15 protein-coding genes are annotated in these 23,264 nt (G+C 72.0%); all 15 read right to left on the bottom strand.

The window, feature by feature from the left end; genetic code table 11:
• Window positions 1–11 precede the first annotated feature (11 nt).
• From RNZ50_03270 to RNZ50_03200, 15 genes are read right to left on the bottom strand one after another with little or no spacing between them, the layout of a single operon-like run.
• On the bottom strand, window positions 12–2,258 hold the full coding sequence (locus tag RNZ50_03270) for a hypothetical protein (GenBank protein ID MDT8854067.1): 2,247 nt from the start codon (window positions 2,256–2,258) through the stop codon (window positions 12–14).
• A complete protein-coding gene (locus RNZ50_03265; protein ID MDT8854066.1) occupies window positions 2,255–5,029 on the bottom strand; it encodes a putative baseplate assembly protein in 2,775 nt (924 codons plus the stop codon). Before RNZ50_03265 ends, RNZ50_03270 begins: the two co-directional genes overlap by 4 nt.
• On the bottom strand, window positions 5,026–7,443 hold the full coding sequence (locus RNZ50_03260; GenBank protein ID MDT8854065.1) for a putative baseplate assembly protein: 2,418 nt from the start codon (window positions 7,441–7,443) through the stop codon (window positions 5,026–5,028). The genes RNZ50_03265 and RNZ50_03260 overlap by 4 nt, the downstream gene beginning before the upstream one ends.
• Window positions 7,440–7,796: a GPW/gp25 family protein gene (locus tag RNZ50_03255; protein MDT8854064.1), complete on the bottom strand. Its 357-nt coding sequence runs from the start codon at window positions 7,794–7,796 to the stop codon at window positions 7,440–7,442. Before RNZ50_03255 ends, RNZ50_03260 begins: the two co-directional genes overlap by 4 nt.
• Window positions 7,793–8,131, bottom strand: coding sequence for a hypothetical protein (locus RNZ50_03250; protein ID MDT8854063.1), 339 nt, complete (start codon window positions 8,129–8,131; stop codon window positions 7,793–7,795). Before RNZ50_03250 ends, RNZ50_03255 begins: the two co-directional genes overlap by 4 nt.
• Window positions 8,132–8,145: 14 nt before the next feature.
• Window positions 8,146–8,667: a phage baseplate assembly protein V gene (locus RNZ50_03245; protein ID MDT8854062.1), complete on the bottom strand. Its 522-nt coding sequence runs from the start codon at window positions 8,665–8,667 to the stop codon at window positions 8,146–8,148.
• Window positions 8,664–9,812 (bottom strand): hypothetical protein, encoded by a 1,149-nt coding sequence (locus RNZ50_03240; GenBank protein MDT8854061.1) that lies wholly within the window; start codon window positions 9,810–9,812, stop codon window positions 8,664–8,666. The genes RNZ50_03245 and RNZ50_03240 overlap by 4 nt, the downstream gene beginning before the upstream one ends.
• Complete coding sequence (locus RNZ50_03235; protein ID MDT8854060.1) at window positions 9,809–10,141, bottom strand: hypothetical protein; 333 nt, start codon at window positions 10,139–10,141, stop codon at window positions 9,809–9,811. Before RNZ50_03235 ends, RNZ50_03240 begins: the two co-directional genes overlap by 4 nt.
• On the bottom strand, window positions 10,141–10,791 hold the full coding sequence (locus tag RNZ50_03230; protein MDT8854059.1) for a hypothetical protein: 651 nt from the start codon (window positions 10,789–10,791) through the stop codon (window positions 10,141–10,143). The genes RNZ50_03235 and RNZ50_03230 overlap by 1 nt, the downstream gene beginning before the upstream one ends.
• A complete protein-coding gene (locus RNZ50_03225) occupies window positions 10,788–12,203 on the bottom strand; it encodes a DUF4157 domain-containing protein (protein ID MDT8854058.1) in 1,416 nt (471 codons plus the stop codon). Before RNZ50_03225 ends, RNZ50_03230 begins: the two co-directional genes overlap by 4 nt.
• A 19-nt stretch (window positions 12,204–12,222) precedes the next feature.
• The gene (locus RNZ50_03220) at window positions 12,223–19,608 is read right to left on the bottom strand and encodes a hypothetical protein (protein ID MDT8854057.1); all 7,386 of its coding nucleotides are present in this window, start codon (window positions 19,606–19,608) and stop codon (window positions 12,223–12,225) included.
• Window positions 19,605–19,850 carry a hypothetical protein gene (locus RNZ50_03215; GenBank protein ID MDT8854056.1) on the bottom strand — a complete coding sequence of 82 codons (246 nt, stop codon included), beginning with the start codon at window positions 19,848–19,850 and terminating at the stop codon, window positions 19,605–19,607. Before RNZ50_03215 ends, RNZ50_03220 begins: the two co-directional genes overlap by 4 nt.
• Entirely contained in the window at window positions 19,850–21,706 is a 1,857-nt protein-coding gene (locus RNZ50_03210; GenBank protein ID MDT8854055.1) for an ATP-binding protein, read from the bottom strand. The genes RNZ50_03215 and RNZ50_03210 overlap by 1 nt, the downstream gene beginning before the upstream one ends.
• Entirely contained in the window at window positions 21,703–22,995 is a 1,293-nt protein-coding gene (locus tag RNZ50_03205) for a DUF4255 domain-containing protein (GenBank protein ID MDT8854054.1), read from the bottom strand. Before RNZ50_03205 ends, RNZ50_03210 begins: the two co-directional genes overlap by 4 nt.
• Window positions 22,992–23,132, bottom strand: coding sequence for a hypothetical protein (locus RNZ50_03200; protein ID MDT8854053.1), 141 nt, complete (start codon window positions 23,130–23,132; stop codon window positions 22,992–22,994). The genes RNZ50_03205 and RNZ50_03200 overlap by 4 nt, the downstream gene beginning before the upstream one ends.
• Window positions 23,133–23,264 lie beyond the last annotated feature (132 nt).

Here is a 23,264-nt window from a genome sequence, read left to right as displayed (position 1 = left end):
CGGCGCGGGGATCAGGTTTCGAAAAACAGGCCTGCCTCCAGTCCGAAGGGCAGGTAGTCGGGCAGCAGGTTGCGCAGGTTCGACAGGCGCTGGGGCTGGTGCAGGAAGCGCCAGGCGCCCATCTCGTCGCCGTCCTCGCCGCCGCGCAGGATCTCGGGCGCGCAGGTCACGGCAAGCTGGGCATAGCCGGGCTGGCCGAAGGTTTCGGCGGTGAAGGCCGGGCGCAGGCGGGCCTCGATCGCGGGCAACTCGGCCGGGGCGGCGCCTTCCAGCGCGAGTTGCGGCTGGCAACGAAAGCGGCGCGGCGTGATTGACCCCGCCCCCAGCGACGAATAGCGCACGCAGCCGGTCTGCAGCCGCGTGACGGTGACGGGGCCTGCGAAGATCACCCCGCTCGCCTCCAGCCCGAGGCAGGTGGTGGTGCCCAGCACCGTGCTGTCGCAGATTTCCAGCATGGCTTGCGGCGCGGAGATGGCGTCGGGGCGGGCATCGACGATGCAGTCGGTCAGGCGCAGCCCGGCAAGCGGCACCGGCAGGTCCAGCGCCGCGAGGATGGAGCGGTGGGCGGTCAGCACGAGGTCGGGGTTGCCCGCTGCCACGCCGACGCCCGGCCCGCCGGGGCGCAGGGTCAGATGATCAAGGCTCAGCCGCCCGAGGTGGCCGTCAAGCACGCTCAGCCCCTGTTCCAGCAGCAGCCCGTCAAGGATCAGCTCGCCCGGCGTCTCGCTGCCTGCCGGAGCGGTGCCCTGCACCTCGACCGCGCCGAGGATGCGGGGCAGGACCGCGGCCGGTTCGATGACCCCGGGCTGGCGGATCAGGCTGCCGGGCGGTCCATCCGGGTCGGGCAGGGCGGGCCAGCCTGCGCCCAGGATCAGCAGGCGCGAGCCTTCCGGCACGGTGATCGCGTCGGCGCCGGTCAGGTCGCCGCCGTGGCGGCCGCTGTCCATCAGCGCGATGACGCCGAAGCTGCCGGGCGGCTCGGCGCGCCACGCGGCCAGCGCATCGGCCAGGGTCAGATGCGTGCCTGCCGAGGGGCTTTGCGCCTCGCGCGCCACCCCGGCCGCGAAGGTGACCGGGCGTTCGGCCAGCAAGGGTTCCAGCGCGGCGCGGCGGTTGTAGGGGCCGGCCCCGATGTCGCCGGGAAAGCCGTAGGCGTGGGTCAGCCGCACCGAGGCGCCCGCCCGCGCCGGGGCAAGGCGCAGGCGGCCAAGCTGCGGGTCGATCGCGGCCTCGATCGGCAGGGGCACGGTGACGGTGCTGCCGTCGGGTTGCGCCACGGTGTAGTCGCGGCTGTCTGCGGGCTGGCGCCAGCTTGCCAGATCGCAGACCTCCAGCCGTTCGGGCGGCACGGCCACGCCGTCAAGCTCCAGCGTCAGGACCGCCGGGCTCAGCGCCTCGGGCCGTTCGTCGAACCACAGGCGGGGCAGGGGGCGGCCCTCGGCCAGCGCCTGACGGCGGGCCTCAAGCTCGTCATGCAGGGCGCGGCGGCGCAGCGGCCCCGGCACCGAGCGCAGGTCGGACCGGTCGGCGGTTCCGGCGTCGGAACGCGGTGGGTTGAACAGCGGCGCATCGGTTCCGGCCAAGCCCGTCACAAAGCCGTCGGAGGGGCCGCCGGGGGCCGGTTCGGCCCGCGCCAGCGCATAAGCCTGCAACCGCCACAGGAACACCGCGACATGCGGAATGTTGAACCGGCCGCGCCCCAGCGCCACCGAGCGCACGTCGATGCGGTGCGCCATGGTGCCGAAGGGGCGTTGCGGCGGGTCGAACACCGCGCTGCGGTGCAGGTCGGCGGTGCGCGCGTCGGGGCGCAGGTGGTTGACATGCTGGGTGCCGCCCAGTTGCAGGAACATCTCGCGCGCCACCGCGCGCCAGCCGGTTGCATCCTGCGCCAGTTGTTCAATCACCCGCGCCACACCCTTGCCGCGCCGGTAGGACAGGGTGTTGGCCACCAGCGCGCGGCGCGAAAAGCCGGGGGTGGCAATGTCTCGCAGCCCCCGCACGCCCAGCAGGTCGCCGATGTAGGGCACCACCCAGTCGGCGCAGGTCTCGATGAACCAGTCGTCGAGCAGGGCGCGGATGTCATCTTCCACCCGGCCGCCTTCGGTTGCCAGCACCCCCAGCAGGGCGCGCAGCGGGCCGGTCGCCTCGGTGCCCGGGGGCGGCGGCGACAGGCCCGCCCGTTCATCGTCGCGCTGGCGGTGGATGGCGGGCAGCAGGGCGAAAAGCGCGTCGCGGCGGGCGGCGTCAAGGTCGGTCATGGCTCGATCTCCTCGATGACAAGGCGGTCGCGGTCGATCAGAAGCAGTTCGGCCGGCAGGAAGGCGGCGTCGGCGGCCGACCAGCGGGCGCGACGCGACAGCAGCCGGGTGGTGGTGGCGGGGGGCTGGCCGTCAAGATCGGCGAGGATCACCGCCAGCACCCCGGCCACACCCTGCGCCTCGGCGATCACCCGGCTGGCTTCTACCCCTTGCGCCAACGCCTGCCCGTCGCTGCCGTAGCGCGCCAGCAATGCGGCACGCAGCGCCGCCAGCACGGGGGCGGGCTGCATCCCCGGCGTGACCGCCGCACGCAGCGTCAGGCCGAAGCGCCGTTCGGCATGGCCCGCCACCACCACCGGGCGTTCGGCGTGGCGGGCGCAGTCGATCGCGTCGCGCAGATTGGCAAGGGTGGTGCCGTCCGGGTCGAGCACCCCGCCATCGGCCCCGGTGGCGGTGATGTGGACCACCTGCCGTTCGCCCGACCAGATCGGCGTCGCCTGCGCCATGCCGATGCCCGCGAAGGCGCGTGCGAAATCCTCGAAATCGCGGACCGAGACGATCCGGTCAAGGGTCAGCACGGTGAGGGGGGCGTTGTGGCGGGCATCCTCGACCGCCTCGGGGTCCTGCGCGCCGGTGGCGGGCAGAGGGTTGACCACCGAGCGCAAGCCCAGCGGCTGGTCAAGCGGCAGGGTCAGCTGCCCGGCGCGCACCTGCCCGGCAAGGCCGATGCCGATCCGGTAGGTCGCCACCACGTTGCCCTGCCCGGCGGGCAGCCGCGCGCCGAAGCGGCCATCGCCAAACATCACCCGCCGATGGCCGTCCGCCCCCGGCCGGGTGGCATAGACCCGGGCATCGGCGGGCTGGCCGTAAAGGGTGGGCACCTCGGTCCAGGCCAGCCCGTCCACGCGCACGGTCAGGCTGGACTTTCCGCCGGACGGGGTGGCGGCCTGGGTGTGCGTCAGGGGTTTCTGGCTGAGGCGGAAACTTTGCATCCCCTGGGCCCCGTCGCCCGAGCCCAGCGTTTCGGTGAAGGTCTCGCCCGTCAGCGCCGAGGTCAGTTCGACCCGCGTGGCGCCATGGGTCGCGGCCACGACATTGCCGTTCAGCGTGACCGAGGGGCGCCAGTAAACCCCGGCGAGCGGGGTTTCCAGCACCAGCGTGGCAAGCCCCCCGGCCAGGTCGATCCGCCGGATCACGGCGTGTTCGCTGGTATACAGCGCCTCGTCGGGCGGGGCGAAGGCGTCTTCCGGCGGCTGGGGCGGCAGCGGCAGCAGGTCACGCCCCGCCGCGCCGCGCACGGTGCCTGCCCGGCCGTCGGGGTGGGCCAGCGGCCAGATCGTGACGCCCGCCGCGTCGATCCCGGGCGGGCCGAGCACGGTCAGGGCGGTGGCGGGGGCCAGCACCTCCGACACCCCGCCATCGGGCAGGAAGGTCAGCGGCGGGTCCAGCGCCGCGACCTCGCCCGCGCCCTGCCGGAAGACATGGCCGCGCGGCGCCACCTGCATCTGCGTCAGCAGGCGGCCGCGCAGGATCAGCGACTGACCGGGCACCAGATCGTCGCCGGGGCCGTCTAGCGTGATGGCGTCGCCCGTCAGCGGGGTTTCCAGCGGCGCCTCGGCGCGCGGCAGCGGGCGCGAGACGGCATGGACCACGGTGCCGCGCAGGCCGAACTTGGCCAGGCTTTCGTCGGTGTCGAGCGTCAGCCGCGTCACCCGGCCGGTCAGGGTGAAATCGGCCCTGGCGGCGGTTTCGGCCTGTTCCACCCGGTAAAGCTCGCGCAGGCCGCCCTGTTCCAGCACGAGCCAGCTTTCCGGCAGGATTGCGTCATGGTCGCGGTCAAGGTCAATGCGGCGCTGGGTGGGGCTGGCGATCGCGAAACCGTCCCATTCGTTGTCGTCGGCCGGCGAGGGGGGGAAGGCCGTCTGCACGCTTTCGGGCATCACGCGGTAGTCGGGGGCGTTGTGGCCGAACAGGCTGGCGCGCAGGCCGAAGGCGTAGGCTTCGGGCGTTTCGGCCGGTTCGGTAACCGGGCTGGTGTGGCCCAGATCGTCGCGCCAGCTGACCCGCGTGCGCCCCGCGACCGGGTCGGCCAGCACTTCGGTCACCACGCGCATGTCCCAGCGTTCGGACCCCGGATCGGCGGCCCTTGTCGGCCCCACCAGCAGGATCGGGTCGCCCGGCGCGAGGTTGGTCTGGGTGCCCGCCAGCCACAGCGACGTGGTGCGCCGCCCCACCACCTGCGGCGCGGTCTGGCGCGGGCGCAGCGCGTTCAGCGTCGGGCGGGCGGCCAGTTCGGCCGAGGTTTCAAACAGTTGCGACGTCTCGCCCGGGCCGGGGATCGACTGCACCTTCATGCCGCGCGGCATCGGATAGACCTCGCCCCCCGCCGGTTGCGCCTGCACGGTGAAGGCGAGCCATGTGCTGGCCGCCACGCCGGGGTTCAGCTCGTAGCCGACCATTCGGGCCAGTTCCATCACCGACCGGCGCTCGGTCGCGGTGCGCAGCCAGCCCTCGTTGGCGATGCGGGCCTGATAGAACGACAGGATGTCGAGCACCATCGCCCAGGCGTCGATCAGCGAGATGGCGGGGTCGGACAGGGCGCGGGTGGTCAGGCGCGAAAGGTTGGGGTCGCGCGACAGGGCATCCAGCATCGCCGCCAGCAGTTCCGGCTGGGTGCCGGTGCCGTAGGCCACTTCGGTCAGGCCGGGGCGGTTGCGGGGGCGGGGTGCCCGCCCGCCATGGGCACAGCCGGGGGCGTCGTCAAGGCTCATGTCGTTTCCCTCACGTCGAAGGCGATGAAGCCGTTTTCGGGGCGGTTGGGGTCGCTGTCGCAGCGCAGGATGGCGGTGGGGCCGGGTCGGACCACCCCGGCCGCGATCTCGCCTGCCGCCGCGCGGCCGCGGGGGTGAAAGACGGTGGCGCGGACGCTGGCCACCCCGTCGATGCCAAGGGCGGCCGCATAGACGCGGGAAAGATACAGCGGGTCGCCGAAGGTCAGCGTGTCGGGGTGGAACAGGCCGCGCTGCCCGCCCGGCTGATAGCCGGACGAGAACACCTCGGCCAGCCGCCCGCGCAGGTCGCCCGCGACATAGCCGGGGGCGAGGCAGACCAGCAGGGTGATGTCGAGCGGCAGGTAGACCGGGTCGCGCAGATCAAGGTCGTATCCCGCCACCCGGAAGCGGTCGAGGTGGTCCAGCAGGGCGGCGGCAAAGGCCGGGTCGCCGCGCACCGGCCCGCCGCCCTCGCGGTCGATGGTGACGAAGACGGTATACCAGCTGCCGGTCCAGCGCAGGTCGACCCGGGCGCGGGCGACGCCGGGGAAGGCCTCGGCCTGCTGCACCCAGTCGGCGGGGGTGACGGCGCGGGCCTGGGTGCGGAACGCCTGCGGTGCGTAGCGGCGGATCTCCTCGGCGCTTTCGGGGGCGGTGCCGCCGCTGGCGGGCAGGGGGTTGCGCACGGCGGTGATGCCGGCCAGCGGCGTGACGAGGCTGGTCAGGCTGTCGGCCCCGAGGTTGCCGCGCACCCCGCCGCCCCGCCGCAGCGCCGCCGTGAGGCTGGTGCCGACAGACGGGGCGCGGCCCGCGATGTCGTCGCCGAAGCGCAGGGTGGCGGGCTGCCCCGGTTCGGGTTCGACCACGAACTCGCGGGCGAAGCGGTCGGCGCCCAGCAGGCTGCGGCGCGGCCGCCAGACCTCGCCCGGCCCGGTCAGCAGCACGGCGGGCAGGGCGCGGCGGGGGTCTTGTGCAAGCTGGGTGCGGGCGGGTTCGGCGCGGGCAAGCGCGGGGTCGTGCGGCACGGCGAACACGATGTCCTCGCGGTCGAGCCGGGGGCGGAAGGGGCGCGCACCGTCGGGCATCGTTAGGCTGACGCCGGGGGTGCCGGGCAGGCTTTGCCCCTCGTCGGCCAGCACCACGTTGCCAAGGCCCTGCGCGGTGGCCACCACCGTGGGCAGCCCGCCCACCAGCGCCTCGGCGGTCAGGGTCAGATCGAAGGGCAGCGCGTCGTCGCGGTGCCAGGCCACCGTCAGGATCGGCGTGGCATCAAGCGGGTCGGTGCCCGCCAGCACCTCGGTCAGCCGGACGGCGGCGCGGCGCGAAAGGTCGCGCCGGGCGGCGATGCCGGTTTCGGGATCGGCGGTTTCCTCAAGGATCAGCACGTCGCCCGGCGCCAGCACCAGCCCGGCGGGGCGCAGGAAGGTGGCGGCCGTCGCGCCCTGCGGCAGAACCGGCACCGCCCCCGACCAGTCGTAGGGCACCAGCGTGCTGCGCGGGGCCGACAGGGCAATGGCGGCCATGGTCTCGAACACCACCGCGCCGCCCAGCCGCTCGGGCGCGTCGTCGGGTGTCACCACCGGATCGGCGTCGCGCCCCAGCGCCGCCACCATCGTGCCTTCGGGCAGCACCGCGCCGTCGGCGTCGCTGCCGGGCGTCACGGTCAGCGCGACCCAGGTGCGGGCGTTGCAGCCTTCGTGCACCTCGTAATCCAGCAGCCGCGCGTGGCGGCGCAGCGAGGTGCGGCGGCGGGCGGTGCCGGGGTAAGCCTCGGCCGCGACGGCGTCCTGCATGTAGGCCAGCCGGTCGGCCTCGAAGGCCAGCGCCTCGACCAGGGTCACCATCAGGTCGGCGGGGCTGCGTTCCTTCCAGCCGGGGGCGGTGGCCGACATCCGGTCGAGCATGGCGCGGCGGAAGCTGGGCCAGTCGCGGGCGAGGTAGTCGATCGGGATGGTGGGGGCGGGGGGCGGCGTGGCGCTGCCCGGCAGGCAATCGAGATCGGACGGGCAGGAAACCTTGAAGTTCACGGTGATGCGCGCCAGCACCGGGTCGATGCCGGGTGGCGGGGCGTCGCTGCCGGGGGCGGCGACCAGCGCCAGTTCGTAGGGCGAAAAGTCGCCCGCCCGGTCGACCACCACCCGCAGCACGCGCCCGTTGGCGGTGGCGGTAAGGGCGGTGATCCCGGTCACCCGCACCCCGCCCGTGAGGCGGATCTGCGCGGGGCCAAGCGGGTCCATCCCGGCCGGCACCTCGCCCGCCTGGCCGGGCAGGGGGTGGACGAAGGTCAGATCGAGCGTGCGCTGGTCGGCGCTGGCAACCTCGACGAAGTCGATGCCGTTCACCGTGTCGGTCGCGCGCACCGCGCGGATGCGGTCGGCCCGCTGCCGGGCAAGGGTGGCGGAAGACAGCGTCATGTCTGCACCTCCAGCGTGATCGACTCTTCGGCCTGGGTGCCGCCGCGGTAGCGGACCTCGACGCGCAGCGTGCCGCCCTCGGCGCCGACCTCGACGCCGGTGATCAGCGCCCGGCCGCCCAGCCCCTGTTGCAGCGCGGCATGGACCGAGGTTTCCAGCGCCGCCGCCAGCGCATTGCCCGAAGGCGCGAAGACCAGCGCCGCGATGCCCGCGCCGAACGTCGGGCGCATCACCCGTTCGCCCGGCGTGGTGCAGAGGATCTGCTCGATCAGGTCGCGCAGGTGGCGGCGCGGGTCGGCGGTGGCGGTCTGGCCGCCGCTGTCGATGTCGAATGGAAAGGCAATGTCGGTCATGTCGCGATCACCCTTGGCTGATTGACCAGCACGTTGACCGGCCCCTGCGGCAGTTGCGCCGGGCTGAGGCACAGGCTGGGCGAGGTTTGCAGCAGCACCGGCTGGCCCATCACCGTGACCCGCACCGCAGGCACCAGCCATTGCACGCGCAGGCAGGGGCTGGGCGTCGGCCCGGCGGGCAGCTGGAAGGCGCAGCCCGCCACCATCGAGGTGTCGGCAATGGTGGCGGCGGGCATCCCCGACACCAGCACCCGCGCGTTGGAGGAAATGGTGGTGACCTGCCCGCCGTGGGGGCAGATGGCGGTCGCGCCGACGTGGAAGATGGGCCCCGGCATCGCGTCCCCCCCTCTCAGGTCACGACCAGCGCACCGGCGTTCACCGTCACGGTCGGGCCGGTCATGGTGATGATCGCCCCCTTGCCGTTGCTGATGGTGATGCCGATGTCGTTGATCGAGATGAAGGCCCCGGTCAGCGTCTTGAGCAGGATGCCCCCGGTCGGGCCGGGCGTGTCGGAAAGCATCAGGGTGGTCTGGCCCTGCGTTTGCAGCACCACGGCGGGCAGGGCGGGGGCGGCGGTCAGCGCCAGCGCCGGAACCTCGCCCGCGTTGCCATACCAGCCCCCGACCCAGATCGGGTAGTCGGGGTCGCCCTGCTCGAATTCCACCCAGACTCCGGCGCCGATCTGCGGCAGGGCCCACATGCCGCATTGCCGACCCGCGAAGGGGAAGCAGGGCATCGCCCAGGTGGTCGGCAGCAGCGCATCGACATCGGCCACCTGCAACAGCAGCCGCCCCTTCTGCATCGGATCGATGTTGTTCAGCACCGTGCCGCGAAACTTGCCATGGAAGCGGCGTTCCTCGCCCTCGCTCATGCCGGGATCTCCTGGGTGAAGGATTCGAATGCGTTGCGGGTCAGCCGGAAGCTTTGCTTGAAGCTGCCGGGCTGGATGGTCGAGGTGACCGATTTCACATAATAGACCCCGTCGTAGGATGGCCCCGACCCGCGCACCCCGACCAGCGCGCGCGGCTTCAGCATCCGGCCATAGCGCGCCACGTCGAGACTGCCCGAGCCCGAGATCACGTCGGCCCGCTCGGCCGCCTGGGCCAGCCCGCGCATCGCCGCCGTCATGATGTCGAACTTGGCCGAACTGGGGTCGTCACCCTGCGGCGCGAGGTTGCCGAGGTTGGTGAAGCTGAGCGGCACCGGCTGGCGCGGCCCCAGCGGCGGGTTCAGCAGGCCGATGTCGGGCACCGGGATCAGGATCGGGAACTTGGAGTTTTCTTCCTGGATGTAGAAGATGAACACCGATTTCTGCAGCCCGTCGAACGACAGGGTCAGCGCGTCGATGTTGCTGGCGCCGTCGATGTTGACGCTGAGGGCAGGCTGCACCTCCCCGACCTTGATCTGCGGGCCCCAGTAGGCATGGCTCATCCCCGGCTGCGGGCCGGGGGCGACGTAGAACACATAGCCGACCTGCGCCGCCAGCCTGCGGATATAGGCCAGATCGGTGCCGCGCTGCTTGGGGATGCGTTCCAGCGGGTTGGGCTGCGCGATCAGAACCGAGGGCACCACCATCGGGATGATGCCGTACATGGCGTATTTCGCCACCATGATCGCCACCCGCGCCTCGGGCGGCATCGGCCAGGGCAGGCCGGAAAAGTCGATCCGGTTCATCATCTCGGACAGGTCCGACCCGGTGATGGTCAGCGTGCTGGCCCCGGGGGTGGAGGAAACCGAAAGCTCGTGCCGGGTGATCACCCCGTCGATCAGCACGGTCTGGCGGCCGTTCATCGTCACCACCAGCATCACCCGGCGCGGCGGGTCGAAATAGGCAGAAGGGTAAAGCTCGGTCAGCAGGGGCGAGGTGCGCCCGGCCTGGAACGAAAGCTGGAAGCCGCTGGAGCCGGTGTCGTTCAGCGTGACCTGCACATCCGTCAGCGCCTCGATCACCGCGCGGGGCGCGGGCTCGGCCATCACGGCGCCGATCAGCAGTTGCAGGGTCACGCCCTCGATCATGGCGATCCGTCCTCGGGTTGCGGCGGTGGCGGGTCGGCCTCGACCGCGATGCGCAGGCTGCGCCCGACCGTGGCGGTCAGGTCGGCCGGGTCGAGTGCCAGGTTGGTGTCGGCCAGCCGCCACCACAGCAGCGGGTCGCCCAGCGTGCGCGCGGCGATCCGGTCGATCCGGTCGCCGTCGCTGACGGGGTGGAAGCCCAGCGGCTCGGCCTTCGGGTCGGGCATCAGGCGGCGGCGCAGGTAGCGCAGCGGTTGGCCGTCCGGCCCGGTGCGGCTGGCGATCGGGGTGTTGAGGTAGCGGCTGGAGGGGCCGAATTTTCCGAGGCTCATCAAAAGCTCTCCTCTGCGCCAAGGGCGGCCAGCCCGCCGCCGGTCGCCTTGCGCGACAGGGTTTCCTTCAGTTGCAGCTGCACCAGGCTGACCCCGCCGCCGCGCGACCCGTAGGCCAGGTCGTTGACCGTCAGCGCCCGCATTCCCAGCGTGATCCGGGCGCGGATCGGGTTCAGGTCGGGGTCGAAGGCTTCCTCCTTCACTGAACATTCGGTGATCCGCACCGCCACGATGCGCTTGGCACCCCAGACGAACAGCACCAGCGGGCTGATGGCGGGCAGCACCTCGATGGCGCCGCGCCCCGCCAGCGCATCCTGTGCCGCGAGTTGCGCGACGGTGGGCGACAGCACGGTTTCGATCGCCGCCAGATCGGCGGCAACGCCGTGCGCCGCCACCGTGGCATCCCGGGTTTCAAGCCCGTCGGCGGCGTCGAGCACCGCTTCAAGGCTGATGGTCTCGACCGGCGGGCCGGCCAGGCGCAGCGCCTCGACCGGGTCGCTGTCGTCGCCCGCGCCACGGATCGTCAGGCTGCGGGTCAGCATCTCGGGGTTGTATTGCAGCACGATGGTGCGCAGGATCTCGCCGCTGTCGCGGTCCATCAGCACGAGGCCGCCCTTGAGGATGCGGGGCGATCGGGTCAACCCGGTCATTTGTCACTCTCCTTCTTGAACCAGCCGCTTACGGTGTCGAAAATCTTCATCATCCGGGTTTCGTTCAGGATGGTGAAACTGGGCGGCGGTTCGGTGCCGAACTGCCGGTCAAGTTCTTCGTGGCGGAAGGGGTGGTTGTTCGACAGGTGGGTGCCCACCATGATGTCGGTGCCCATCTGCGCCGCCTGGTCGGCCAGATCGGCGGGCAGGCCAAGCTGGAAGAACCGCAGCCGCCAGAATTCGAAATGCGTCGAGATGTCGTCGGCATGGCCAAGAGTCAGCGGCACGCCGCGGATGGCAAAGCCCTGCGCCGTCTCGGTGAAATCATAGCCGCGCGGCCAGATCGGGGGCGGCTGGACCCACAGGTTCGTCGGCTGCGGCGGGCGGCGGGGGCCGTAGCCGGGGTCGCCTTCCGGCGTCAGGCCAAGGTCGGCGGGCGTCAGGTCGCCGGGCAGCGGCACGCGCGGCGATTGCAGGTCCGGCAGGTCGAGGTTCAGGACCAGCGCGCCGGGGTCGAGCAGGCGCGCCCATGGCCGGGGACGCGGGAACAGCGACAGCGGGCCCGAGAGTGTCAGCCCGCCTTCCTCGGGGGTGATGAAATCCACCCCGGCGCGGCGGTTTCTGGCCGGTTCACCGAAGGCGTCGGTCTCGCCATGGGCGTAAAGGGTGAACCGGGTGCCCTCAGGCAGCAGCGGCGCCAGCGCATCGCGGATCGCCACCGCCCGGTGCGCCGACAGGTTGCGGTTGTAGGTGTCGTCGCCTTCAAGGCTGGCATAGCCGTGGATGTGCACCACGATCTCGCCCGTCCGCCCCTCGGCCGCCGCCGCCAGCGCAGACCGGGCGGCGGGTGTCAGGTCGGCGCTGTCGCGGGCGAAAAGCGCGTGGTCATCCTCGACCCCGGTGCCCTCCACGGTCACGAAGGGCGCGTCGGGCGGGCTGCGGCCGATGCCGCGGCCTTCGCCCCCCTCGCGCTGGATCATCGGGGCGGCGCCGGGGCGGGACTGCTGGGCGACATGGCCGATCTCGTGGCGCAGCAGGCGGGCGGTGTCGGGCGTGTCGGCGCGGGCATCGGCGGGGAGGAGGGCAATCTCCTGCCCCCGCGCCAGCGCGCGCGCGCCATGGTCGGCCAGCGCATCCCCGGCCGCGGCATCGTCGTGCAGCCGAACCGCCGACAGGTCGAGCCCGAGCCTGCGTTCCTCGGCCATGCGCAGGGCGGGCGGCAGCGCGCGGCCGAAGCCCGCCAGCGTGGCGTCGTCGCGCAGGCCCTGCGGGGCGGGGCCAAGCCGGGGGGCGGACTGCAGGGCGGCATCCTGCGCCTCGTGTTCCGCCGCCGCACGGATCTGCCGGGCCGGGCGGGCATCGCCGCCCCTGTCGGGCCGGGGTTCGGCCCGCATCCCCTCGCGCCCGGTCATGTTTCCGCCCCCCGTGCCATCACAGCCCCGTCACGCGCAGGTTGCGGATCACCGCGCCGCCGATCACGCCTTCCAGCAGGTTCGGTTCGGTCACGCCGCGGAAATGCAGGGTGGTGTCGCGGATGTCGGTGATGGTCAGCGCGCCCTCCTCGACCGTCGCGCCCCCGAAGGTCAGCGGGTCGTCGGGATCGACCGAGGCGTTGATCTGATCGACCGCGAGGCTGATCTGCGACGCCACGCCAGCGGTCGAGGGGTGCAGCCCGCCCGTCGCCGTGATGCCCAGCGCGCCCAGATCCCCGTTGCCACCCAGCAGGATCGTGCCGTGATCGGTCAGCGACACCCGGGTTTCGCGCAGCTCCAGAACGGCCTCGATGTCGCGCACCGAGATCGGCACCTCGCCGCCGCCCGGCGCGCCGGACTCGAACCGCTGCACCATGGTGGAGAGGCGGATTTCGCGGGCCTCGGCATCCGTTATCTCGTCCTGTTCCTTCAGGTCGAACGCCGCAAGTTCCTTGTTCAGATACGGGATGATTGCCGGGATCGGCCCGAGGGCGTTGCCATAGTCGAAGTTCAGCACCAGCCGGTTGCCTTCCAGATCGAAGTCGATCAGGTGATCGACGCTGATCTGGTTCTCGATCTGGTCAAGGTTGAACACGCCGTTTTCCAGACGTAGGTCCAGCCGTTCGCTGACGAAATCCGGCAGGCTGGGGTGGCCGATGGTGAAGCCTACGGTGCCGTGCAGCGCATCGAGGAAATCGAGGTCGGCCAGCAGCGGGTCGGTGCTGGCGCCTGTGGCCCCGGCCCCGCCGACGTTCAGGATGTCGTTCACCCGGAAGGCGGCATCGCTGATGCCGAGTTCGGGGATGACAAGGCTGCCATCGGCGCCGTATTCCAGCCCCGGCGAGCCGTCCGCCTGCGCGGGCAGCAGCGCGGTGCCGACATCGACCCGCACCCCCCAGCCCGGGCGTTCGTAAACCAGCCCCGACAGCGACGCGGCATCGACCGAAACCGCCCCGTCGGTGCCGCGCCGGATGCCGCGGATCACCGCCTCGGGCGCCACTGAGTGTAGCGACCCGCCCGCGGCGCTGGTGATCGACAGCCGGTGTTCCGCCGCCACTCCGTCGGGGCCAAGATCGGCCGTGGTCTGGCTCAGCCGCAGCTCTTCCAGCGACAGGGCGATGCCTGCGGCCGAGATGAAGTCGAGATCGAGGTTGGCGGCGTCGAAGTCGGTTCTGCCGCGCAGCCGGTTTTCGATGGCAAAGCCCAGCGCCGCCCCCTGCGCCCGGTCAACATGAAGCCGGCCGTCGATCTTCGGGCTGGCAGCGCCGGTCGGGTCGGGTTCGATCACGAAGCCCGGATCGCCCGGCTGTGGCGTCAGGGAAAGGTTGGTGATCGTCGCCGTTTCGCTGTCGGGCACGGTCACGGTGATGTCGTGGCTGGTGCCGTCCTCGTCGATCAGCGCGTCGGGCAGCACCAGCCTCACGCCCCGCATGGTGATGGTGGGCACGACAAGATCGAGGATCGTCAGCCGCTCGAAAGGTGCGGTCGAGGGAGGTTCGGCAAGGTCGATGATCGCGCTGGCCTCGGTGCCGGTCAGGGTGATGCGCCCGCCCGTGCCGGGCATCGACAACCGCAGGTCGGGCGACACCACATCCAGCGCGTCAAGCGTGATGGTGGGCACCGTCAGGTGCGGCACCGTCAGTGTGCCGTCGGCAATGGTGATCTGCCCGGTGGACAGATCGTCGATGGTGACATCGACCGTGACCCCCGTCGCCGCCTTGCCGCGGAAACTGGCATCGACCTCGTCGATCTCAAGCTGCTGGCTGCCGTCGCGCAGGAAGTCGAAGCGCAGATCTTGCGCATCTACCACCGCATCAAGATCCATGTTGGCGGCCAGCAGATCGAAGGCGCCGTGCAGACTTTCGATGCCGACATGGGCGCGGTCGCCGCGTGCGGGCACGACCCCGCTCGCCCCGGACCATGCCAGATCGTCCACCTCCAGCCCCACGATCTGCAAGGGCGGCGGCGCAACCTCGCCGCGCGACTCCGCCGCGCGCACCACCGCGGGGTCTTGACGGATCTGCACCGTGTAGGGCGGCCAGATCACGGTCAGGTCGTCGCCGGTGATGCTGGCGATGCGCAGCCGGTCGAGGGTGAGGCGGGGGTTGGCGCGGTCGGTGCGGTCATAGCTGGCATCGACATGGATGCCGGTCAGGCTGACCGGGCTTGCGGCCCGCAGCGTCTTGCCCGCCGCCGCGAAGTTCAGCCGTTGCAACGTGACGGAAGGCACCGCGATGCCTTCGAACCGGGTCACCCCGTCCTGATTGCGGATGCGGCCCTGAATGGTGCCGGTCGAGAAGGCCGCCGTGCCCTGCGGCAGTGCCACCTCGCCCTGGCTGAGCCGCAGCCCGCCGCTGTAGCTGACGCTGCCGTCGTCGCCCTCGGTGCGCTCGCCGATGTCGATGATCTGGCCGCCTTCTTCCAGAAACCGGATGCTGAGGTGGTCGCCGTTCAGCGTCGCGGCCCCGGTCAGCGCGTCTTGCAAGAAGGCCGAGGCGCGGGCGCCGCTGACGCTTTCCAGCCCCACCGTGCCGCTGATCACCATGTCGTCGGCGGCGGTGGCGGGCAGGGTGATCGTCAGCCCGTCGGCCCGCACCCCGAGCAGCGCCCCGCCGTCGATGGTGTAATCCTGCGCGGTGTAGATGCCCTCGGGGTCGGGCATCCCGTAGGTCGGCGGCTGGTGGGTGGAGCCGTAGCCGAGGCTTCCGGCCTCCAGCCGCGCGATGCGAAAGGTCTCAAGCGTGACGCGGTCCAGCCGGTACTGGTCTTCGTCCTGTTCGGTGGGCACGAAGGCCAACCGGGCGGTGACCACGATGCCCTGCGCCGTGGTCACGCCGTCGGAAAAGATCTGGCTGACCATGGTGCCGCCGCCATCGTCGGTCGGCACGGCCGAGCGGCTGGTGATCAGCAGCCCGTCAAGTATCAGGCTTTCGATGCCGATGTTGTCGAGGAAGATTTCGCTGGTGGAATAGACGATCCGGCCTGCGGTTTCGCCCAGTTCGATCCGGCCCGCGCTGGCCTCGCCAAAGCGGGCATCGGTGATTTCGGCGCGCGAGAAGATGCGGTCGGGGCGGTCGGTGCCCTGGCCCCGGCCCTGCACCGTGATGCCGGAGGCCAGCGCGGGGTCGAGCGAGAAGTCCGACTCCGCCAGATTGCCGAGGCCCGAGATGCGGGCATCCAGCCCCTCGACCACCGCAGAACGCGCGCCAAGCCGCTGTTCCCAGTGCAGGAAAAGCGAAATCGACAGGTCGCGTTCGCCCTGAAGCCGCGCCCGTTCGGCCTGGGTGCTGGCGGCGGCAAGGGCTGCGGCGTTTTCGGCCAGACCGGCCTCGAACGCGTCGAGGATGTCGAGCTGTTCGCGCAATTCCGCCAGTGCGGTGTCGTCGGCGGGCGTGCGCCGGGTGGGGGGCTTGTCTTCCAGCAGCACGATCTGGCTGGTCAGCCAGGGCCGGGTCAGCCGCCCCCGGATGCCCTCGGCCGACAGCCGGTCGGCCGTGGCGTCGAGCACCCCGGCGCGTACCGACAGGTCAAGATCGAAGCCCTGCGCTTCCGCCACGTCGATGCCAAGGGCGGCGGCGGGGTCTGCGATGCCTTCCAGCCGCAGCGAGGTGCCGCTGATCCCGATGCTGTCGAGCCGCCTGGCGAAGTCGGCACAGCTGCTGAGCCCGCCGGTCACGCCGACCGACAGGGAAACGCCGCGCCCCTCGGCCCGGCGGATGCTGCGGCCCCCGGCCCGGATCGCCGCACCCGCAGCGCCTTCGACATCGTCCTGCCCGGTGGCCTCGAACCAGTCGGCGCCGAAGGTGATGGCGCCGCGCCCGGCCGAAAAGCCCAGCGTCGCCTGCCGTGCCTCCAGATGGTGGACATAGAGCGCCTCGGCGGCCAGCAGGGTGTCGCGCAGGCGGGCAAGCTCGGCGGCGTCAGCGGGCGACAGGTAGCTGACCCCCGCCGCCGCCAGCGCATGATAGCTCACGGTCGCCGTGTGGCGGGTGTGCGCCTCGTCCTCCAGCGCGATCAGCGCCGGATCCCACGGCCGCTCGGCCAGCGCGGCTTCAGCCTTGGCCCAACCTTCGGCTGCCTCTGCCACGGTCGGGATGCCCGCGCCGAGCGAAAACTCCTCCAGCGTGATGTCGTTCAGTTCCAGGGTGAATTCGGCGGTCTCGCGGCCCAGTTCGGGCACGGTGGCGGGCACATGGGCCGGGCCGTCGATGATCCGCCCCAGCGCCTCGCTGTCGGTCAGGAAGGCCAGCAGCCCGGCAGAGCCGTGGCCGCGCCCGTGCACGTCGGTCAGTGCAAGCTCGCCCGTGGTGATGCGGCCGCGCATCCCCGCGACATGCAGCCTGCCGACATCGACCGTGATGCCGCCGTTGGCGAATGGGGCCAGGAACGCCTCGGCCGTTTCCAGTGCGGCCCGGTCGGCGTCGCTGAGCGTGGATCGGGTGGGGCCGAGCCGCGCCACCACCTCTTGCGCCGCCAGAATCTCGCGCCGGAACGCCTGAAGCGCGCTGACGCGGCTGGCGATCCGGTCGATGCGCTGCTGCATCGCGTCGCGTTCCTCGCCTTCCGGCAGGTTGCGGATCAGGATCATCAGGCGCACCTTGCGCTGGATGTTGGCGCGCACGCTTTGCCACAGGATCTCGAAGTAGTCGTCGAGGTTGCCCGCAATGCCGATGCGGGCCTGCTGGACCGCCACCGACTCGATGTATTGCCCGCCGCTGGTCAGCACGCCCGACAGGGTCAGGTCTTCGACGGTGATCATCATCGGCGTGGCGTGGGTGGGGGCGGTCAGCGCGGTGACGATCTCGCCCGCGCGGTCGGTGATCTCGCTGCCCAGCGTCAGGCCGACCAGCCGCAGGATCGGCGTGATCGGGTTGACCGCCCAGGGTTCGACCCCGCGCCCGGCCTCGGGCAGGCGGTTGGCGATGGCGTCGCGGCCAAGATCGACCTCCAGCCCGGTCAGGGTCACGGTGTTGACCCCCAACATGCTGCCGCGCAGCACGATCAGCAGGTCGTGCAGTTCCAGCGTGCCCATCCGCAGGTCCAGCGTGGTGGGTCGCGGGCCGGTTTCGCGGGTCGGGTAGCCGAGCGCCATTTCCATGCCCTCGATCCGGCCCGCGCCGGTCGATACCAGCATGTCGCCGATCGGGTAGCGGATCGCGGCGATGGCCAGCGCGTTGGCCCGCATCTCGATCACGCCCCGGTCGGTATCCCAGAAGGCGCTGTCGATGTAGTTCACCCCGCGGTCGGCCTCGGAGGCCTCGGCCACTTCGGCGGCAAGCTCGGGGTCGGCGATGCGGTCCTCGGGGCTGACGAAGCGGATGCCCATGAACGACCCGCCCATCAGGTTCTGCAAGGCCACCGCGCTGATGCCCTCGCCGCCCAGCGACCGGCCGAACAGCGCGTTGCCGATCATCGCACCGGGTTCGCGGCTGTCGCCCAGCAGGGCAAAGCCGTGGCCGATGGCCGCGAAGGACTGGCCGATCATGTCCCACGCGTTCTCGACCGCCCAGTCGCCGTAGGCCGGTTCCCATGCGGTGCGACGCCCGCCGTCGCGGATGCGGCTGTCATAGAGCATGAAGGGTTCGACGATCTGCGCCCGAAACACCGCGTCGTCGTAGGCCTGGGGCGCGGCCTCGCTGACCTGGCGCGAGCGGTTGAACACCCATTCCTGCTCGCCCGCCGCCCCGGCCATGCGGATCAGGCCCTGCAGGCGGCCGATCTCGGCGCGCGACCACAGAAGGTCATCCAGAAGCTGCGCCTGGATGCCTGCCAGATCGAGCCGCCCCTCGCCGCCGCGGTAGAAGTTCAACCCCGCCGACTCGCGCATCGACTGCGACAGGCTGGCGTAAAGCCGCGTGCCGAAGCGGCCGCCGTTTTCCTCCATCAGCCCGGCGCGGACCTGGTCGGGCAGGGCCTTGACCAGTTGGAACGCCAGCAGCGCCTCGGCGCTGGTCACCACGTTGAAGATCCAGGCGCTGGTCAGCAGGTCTTCGGCCAGCGCCACGTTCTTCCATGGCGGGCGCAGGGCGGCGAGGCGCAGCAGCGTTTCGATCCGCGAATGGGTGGGCGCGCCATCGGCCGGGGCTTCGGCTGCCGGGGCCACCAGCGCCTCGCCGGGGAAACCGTCAAGCAGCGTGTCGATCAGCCCCCCGGCCGCTGTCGGCGCCTGCAAGGCTTCGACGATGCCCTCGAAAATCTGCAGCCGGCCAAGGAACCCCGACAGCGTGTCGAGTGCCGCGATGCGGGCGTCGTCGTCGGGGTCGGCCATCAGGGCGGTGATGCGCGCGATGGCGGCGGCGCCGGTTTCATCGGCGCGGGCGGCGGTGGCGGCGGCGGCGCGCGCGTCACGGCTGGTTTCCAGATCGCTGCGTGCCTGTTCGACGGCCCCCGCGCGGTTGTAATCGGCCGCGGCCCGGTCGCGCAGGTCGGTGTCGAGCAGGCGGCCGAGATGCGGCCCCTGCGCCGGGTCGGCCCGGAGCCACGCCAGCGCCGCCGCCGGAAAGCCCCGGTCGAAGATGTCGCCCAGCGCCACCACCTCGGCCGGTTCCAGCCCGTGGAAGTCCATGCCGCGAAACAAATCCTCATCCTGCTCCGCGATCACTGCGGCCTCGGTCATGCTGAAGGCGGCGAGGATTTCGCGCCGGAAGCGGGGGAAATGGCCGGGCGAGACGTTGTCGAGAAAGGTCTCGCGCTGGCCGGGGGTCAGGTGGCCGAAGATCGCGCGCACCACCTCGAACGGCAGGCCCTCGACCATGGTCAGCGCCTCGCGGATCGCGCCGTCGGTGACCCAGAGAAACCCCAGCCACCCGCGCAGCAGGTTGCGGATGCGGATCAGTTCGGTGGCGTAGCGTTCGGCCACCAGTTCTTCGAGACTGTCGTCGCGCAGCACGGTGGCGGGGGAAAGCGGCTGGCGCGCACGGGGCAGCACCCGGCCTTCGGCGGCGCGGCGGCTGATCTCGACCGCCTCGTATTCGGCGGGCAGGAGGGCGGCCTCACCGCCCAGCCGGGCCTGCGCCAGATGCGCCAGTTCATGCGCCAGCACCCCGCGCCCCTGCGGCAGGCGGGGCCGGAAACGGTCGGGGTGCAGGATGATCCGGCCGCCTTCCACCCGGCCGGTGGTGGCCGAAAGCCCGAACCCCGACCGCTCGAACCGCACCAGCGTGCGGTCGCGCGGCAGACCCAGCGCCTGCGCCAGATCGTCGAACCCGGCCTGCCGCAGCGCCTCTGGCGCGGGCAGCAAAGCCACGCCCAGCGCAACCGTCGCGGCAGGCTCGGGCCCGGGCCGGGCGGGCGTGGCCTCTGCCTTGGCGGCGGGGGCCGCAGATTGGCGCAGCGGCGCGGTCATGGCCCCGGCCCTTCGCGCAGCCTGTCGACCAGCGCGCGGGCGGCTTGTTCCCCGACCTGTTCCGGGCTGGGGGAACCGTCGATCCGGGCACGCGCTGTCCGGGCGGCAAGCTGCGCGAAGCCGTCCGCATCGGCCAGCAGCCGGGCCAGTTCGTCGCGAAAGCGGTCCTCGACCCGCCGCGCCTCGGCGGGGGAAAAGCCGTGCAGGTGCAGGTGGCCGATCGACAGGCTGACCGCGCGCATCACAGCCACCCCCGCATCTCGGCCGACGAGATCTTCTTGTCGAGCTTGTCGCATTCCAGTTCGGCGGCACGCGCCAGATGCGCCATGCCGATCGGCTGCCCGGCCTCGACCGCAAGGAAGGCAGCGTTCAGCGCGATGTTGCGGATCGCACCCCCGGTCACCGACAGGCGGCCCAGCAGCGCCGGGTCCACCCCGTTCAGCGCCGCCCGTGCCGGGAACGCCTTGCGCCACATCGTCACCCGCTCGTCATAGCCGGGGAAGGGGAACTCGATCACGAAGCGCAGCCGCCGGGCAAAGGCCTTGTCGAGCGCGGCGCGGAAATTGGTCGTCAGGATCGCGAGGCCGCGATACGCCTCCATCCGTTGCAGAAGGTAAGCCACCTCCATGTTGGCATAGCGGTCGTGGCTGTCGCGCACCTCCGAGCGTTTGCCGAACAGCGCGTCGGCCTCGTCGAACAGCAGGATCGCGCCGCCGTCCTCGGCGGCATCGAACACGCTGGCGAGGTTCTTTTCGGTCTCGCCGATGTATTTGCTGACCACCCGGCTGAGGTCGATGCGGAACAGATCGAGGTCAAGCTCGGCCGCCAGCAGTTCGGCGGCCAGCGTCTTGCCCGAACCGCTGGGGCCGGAAAACAGCGCGCTGACCCCCAGCCCGCGGTCGCCGGGGCGGGCGAAGCCCCAGTCGGCATAGACCTTGCGGCGCTGGCGCACCTGGGCCGCGATGGCGGAAAGGGCGGTCTTTTCCCGCTCGGGCAGCACGATGTCGGCCCAGGAGCCGCGCGTCTCGATTTCCACCGCAAGGTCGCGCAGACGTGGCCGGGCGACGCCGCGCGCCGCTGCCCATAGGGTGCGCTGCGCCGGGTCGATGCCGACGCCAAGCTGCGGCCGGGCGGTGGCCGCCGCCTCCTCGACATCGGAAAAGCCCAGCGAGAAATGCCCGGTCACGGCGTCGAGCGCACCGTTCAGGCCGCGGCCCGCCGCCCCCAGCCGGTCGCGCCAAAGCTGCGCCTGTTCGGCGGGGCCAAGGGCGGGCAGCCGCAGCCGCAGGCGCGGGCGCGGCCCGGCAAGATCGCCCGCCGCCCCGTGCAGGAACATCGCCCCCGGTCCGGCCACCAGATCGGTCACCGCAGGCCCCGGCGCCTCGATCATCAGGGCGCGGCCGCACAGATGCACCTCGCGCGCCCAGAGGGTCGCAAAGGCCCGCCGTTCGGTCGCAGGCGCGGGCAGGTCGGTCGCGCGCAGCCGCCACAGGCCAAGCCCCGCCGTTGCCGCCGCCCGTGCCGCCAGCGCCCGTGCGTCGCGGGGGTCGTCGGCCTCGATCTCGATCAGCGGCGGTCGGTCGGATTGCAGCGCCGCCGCCGCCCGGTCCGTCAGCCGGGCCAGCGCGTCCGGCATCCAGCCGGGTTCGGGCAGGCGGGCGAGGTAGGGGGACAGACGGTCGTCCAGCGGGTCGAGCCCGGCCAGATGGTGCAGGATGCGCTCGTCCACCGTCACCTCGGCGCGGGCCAGCGGGCGGCCGGTCCCAAGGCTGACCAGTTGCCAGCGGCGCAGCGGCCGGTCGGGCGACAGCGCGCTCCAATGCGCGCCGGGCAGGCGGGCCAGCGGCAGGGCGAGGCCGAGGCCGGGCCGCCCTTCCGGGTCGAGTGCGGCCAGAGCGGGGGCAAGACCCTTGTCAACCTCGATCCCCGCCGCCAGCAGCAGCACGTCGCGCTCAAAACCGCTTAGCCCGAAGGCCGCCACCAGCCGGTCGAGCCGGTCGTGAGGCTGGGGTGCCGCATCCTCGCCCAGCAGGCGCGCGCGGGCGGCGGCGCAGGCCGATTGCAGCGCGGCAAAAGGGTTGGCGGGGGCGGAGGTCATATCGTGACGACGGGGCTGTCAAAGCTCCCGTCCCCGGCGATGCCCAGCGGGCTTTCGGCGGCATCGACCTGCACCCGCAGCAGGTAGTCGCCCGCCACCACCCGGGCCAGCGGCACCCCGACGCTGGCTGCGGCTTCGGTGGCGGGGTCCATGCCATTGCCGTCGGGCGCGCGGAAGCTGTAGGCGCGGCCCGAGCCGTCGCGGGCGTTCAGCACCACGGCGACCCGCTGGCTGCGGCCCAGATCGGGCACCAGAGTCAGGGTCAGCACGCCGTCGCGCAGCGTCACGCCATCCTCGATCACCTCGCCGCCCTGGACGAAGGCGGCGGTGACCTGCGGTTGCAGCACCATGATGCCCCGGTTCGACGTGGCCGTCTCGCGCAGGGCGGGCGGGTCGCCCAGCAACGCCAGATGCCGGATCGTCACCGGATGCGCACCGGCGCGCAGGGGGCCGGGCGCGGGCAGGGTCAGCGCGATCCGGTCGGGGGCGACATTGGTGATTTCGGCCGTGAGGTCGGCCTCGCCAATGGTCAGCCGCATCCCGGGGGCCTGCAGGCCGGTGCCGGTGATCACCAGCACGCCGCCCGGCAGCACCGCCGCGAGCGGGCCGTCCTCGGCGGCGACGGTCAGGATCACCGGGCGGGGCTGCGTCGCGGCGCGGGCGCGGGGGTGCAGCGCGGGCAGCGCCTGCCGCGTGCCCAGATCGCTGTCGATCAGCACGGTGGTGACGCGGTAGGCCAGCGTCGGGCGGAAGCGGGCTTCCAGCGCGCTCCACAACCGCGACATGTCCTCGTTCGGCATCGCCTCGGGGGTGATGCGCAGATGCTCGAACTGGCCGGCAAGGCCGGTCTGCCCCAGCCCCGGCGGAAACCCGGCGGGCGGGGCGGCGGGTTGCAGGGCCTGGCCGATCATCCCGCGCGTCGGCACCGGGGTTTCGTGGAAGGTCTGCGCGATCTGGGCCAGCAGGATCTCGGCGCGCAGGGGTTGGGCTGCATAGGCGGTGATCAGGTAGTGCAGGTCAAGCGCCAGCGGCGGGGCGGACAGCCGATCGCCCCGGGCCGAGCGCACCGGCTCGCCCAGATTGACCCAGCCGGTATTGCGGCTGATCTGGTAGAGGAACACGTTGACCTGCGTCGGGTCGTTGGCCTCGCCCAGATCGACCCGGTCGGGCGGCAGGGCAGTCATTGCCACCGGGCCTGCGGCGGCGGCCACTGGGTCTTCGGCCAGCCGGTTCGCCAGCATGTCCTGCAGGATCGCGGTCACGCCGGCCAGGGCGAGAACGGTGCTCATGCGCCGCCCCCCTTGCCGGAAAGATAGGCGTCGAGGCTGAGCGCGGGGCGGCGCGGGGCGGGCTTGCGCACGGTTGCGGCGGGCGGTGCGGCCGGGGCGGGGGCGTGGATCTCGACGGTGCCGATCTCGATCCGCACGGGGGGCAGGGCGGGGGCCTTTGGCGGGGTGCCGGGGGCAGCTCGCGCCGTCGCCTGCAGGGCGCGGGGCAGCGGATCCTGCCGGATGGGCTGGGGTGCGGCTGGGGCACGCGCCGGGGGCGTGGGTGCGGC

It is taken from the genome of Paracoccaceae bacterium Fryx2 (genome assembly GCA_032334235.1).
Taxonomy (GTDB): Bacteria; Pseudomonadota; Alphaproteobacteria; order Rhodobacterales; family Rhodobacteraceae; genus JAVSGI01.
This window is presented reverse-complemented; position numbering and strand designations above follow the sequence as displayed.

Bases quoted from the DNA above. Each gene is read 5' to 3' on its own strand.
- RNZ50_03245 (MDT8854062.1), bottom strand. From the start codon at position 8,667: ATGAGCGAGGGCGAGGAACGCCGCTTCCATGGCAAGTTTCGCGGCACG.
- RNZ50_03225 (MDT8854058.1), bottom strand. From the start codon at position 12,203: ATGACCGGGCGCGAGGGGATGCGGGCCGAACCCCGGCCCGACAGGGGC.
- RNZ50_03205 (MDT8854054.1), bottom strand. From the start codon at position 22,995: ATGAGCACCGTTCTCGCCCTGGCCGGCGTGACCGCGATCCTGCAGGAC.
- RNZ50_03240 (MDT8854061.1), bottom strand. From the start codon at position 9,812: ATGATCGAGGGCGTGACCCTGCAACTGCTGATCGGCGCCGTGATGGCC.
- RNZ50_03270 (MDT8854067.1), bottom strand. From the start codon at position 2,258: ATGACCGACCTTGACGCCGCCCGCCGCGACGCGCTTTTCGCCCTGCTG.
- RNZ50_03215 (MDT8854056.1), bottom strand. From the start codon at position 19,850: ATGCGCGCGGTCAGCCTGTCGATCGGCCACCTGCACCTGCACGGCTTT.
- RNZ50_03260 (MDT8854065.1), bottom strand. From the start codon at position 7,443: ATGACGCTGTCTTCCGCCACCCTTGCCCGGCAGCGGGCCGACCGCATC.
- RNZ50_03255 (MDT8854064.1), bottom strand. From the start codon at position 7,796: ATGACCGACATTGCCTTTCCATTCGACATCGACAGCGGCGGCCAGACC.
- RNZ50_03265 (MDT8854066.1), bottom strand. From the start codon at position 5,029: ATGAGCCTTGACGACGCCCCCGGCTGTGCCCATGGCGGGCGGGCACCC.
- RNZ50_03250 (MDT8854063.1), bottom strand. From the start codon at position 8,131: ATGCCGGGGCCCATCTTCCACGTCGGCGCGACCGCCATCTGCCCCCAC.
- RNZ50_03230 (MDT8854059.1), bottom strand. From the start codon at position 10,791: ATGACCGGGTTGACCCGATCGCCCCGCATCCTCAAGGGCGGCCTCGTG.
- RNZ50_03220 (MDT8854057.1), bottom strand. From the start codon at position 19,608: ATGACCGCGCCGCTGCGCCAATCTGCGGCCCCCGCCGCCAAGGCAGAG.
- RNZ50_03210 (MDT8854055.1), bottom strand. From the start codon at position 21,706: ATGACCTCCGCCCCCGCCAACCCTTTTGCCGCGCTGCAATCGGCCTGC.
- RNZ50_03235 (MDT8854060.1), bottom strand. From the start codon at position 10,141: ATGAGCCTCGGAAAATTCGGCCCCTCCAGCCGCTACCTCAACACCCCG.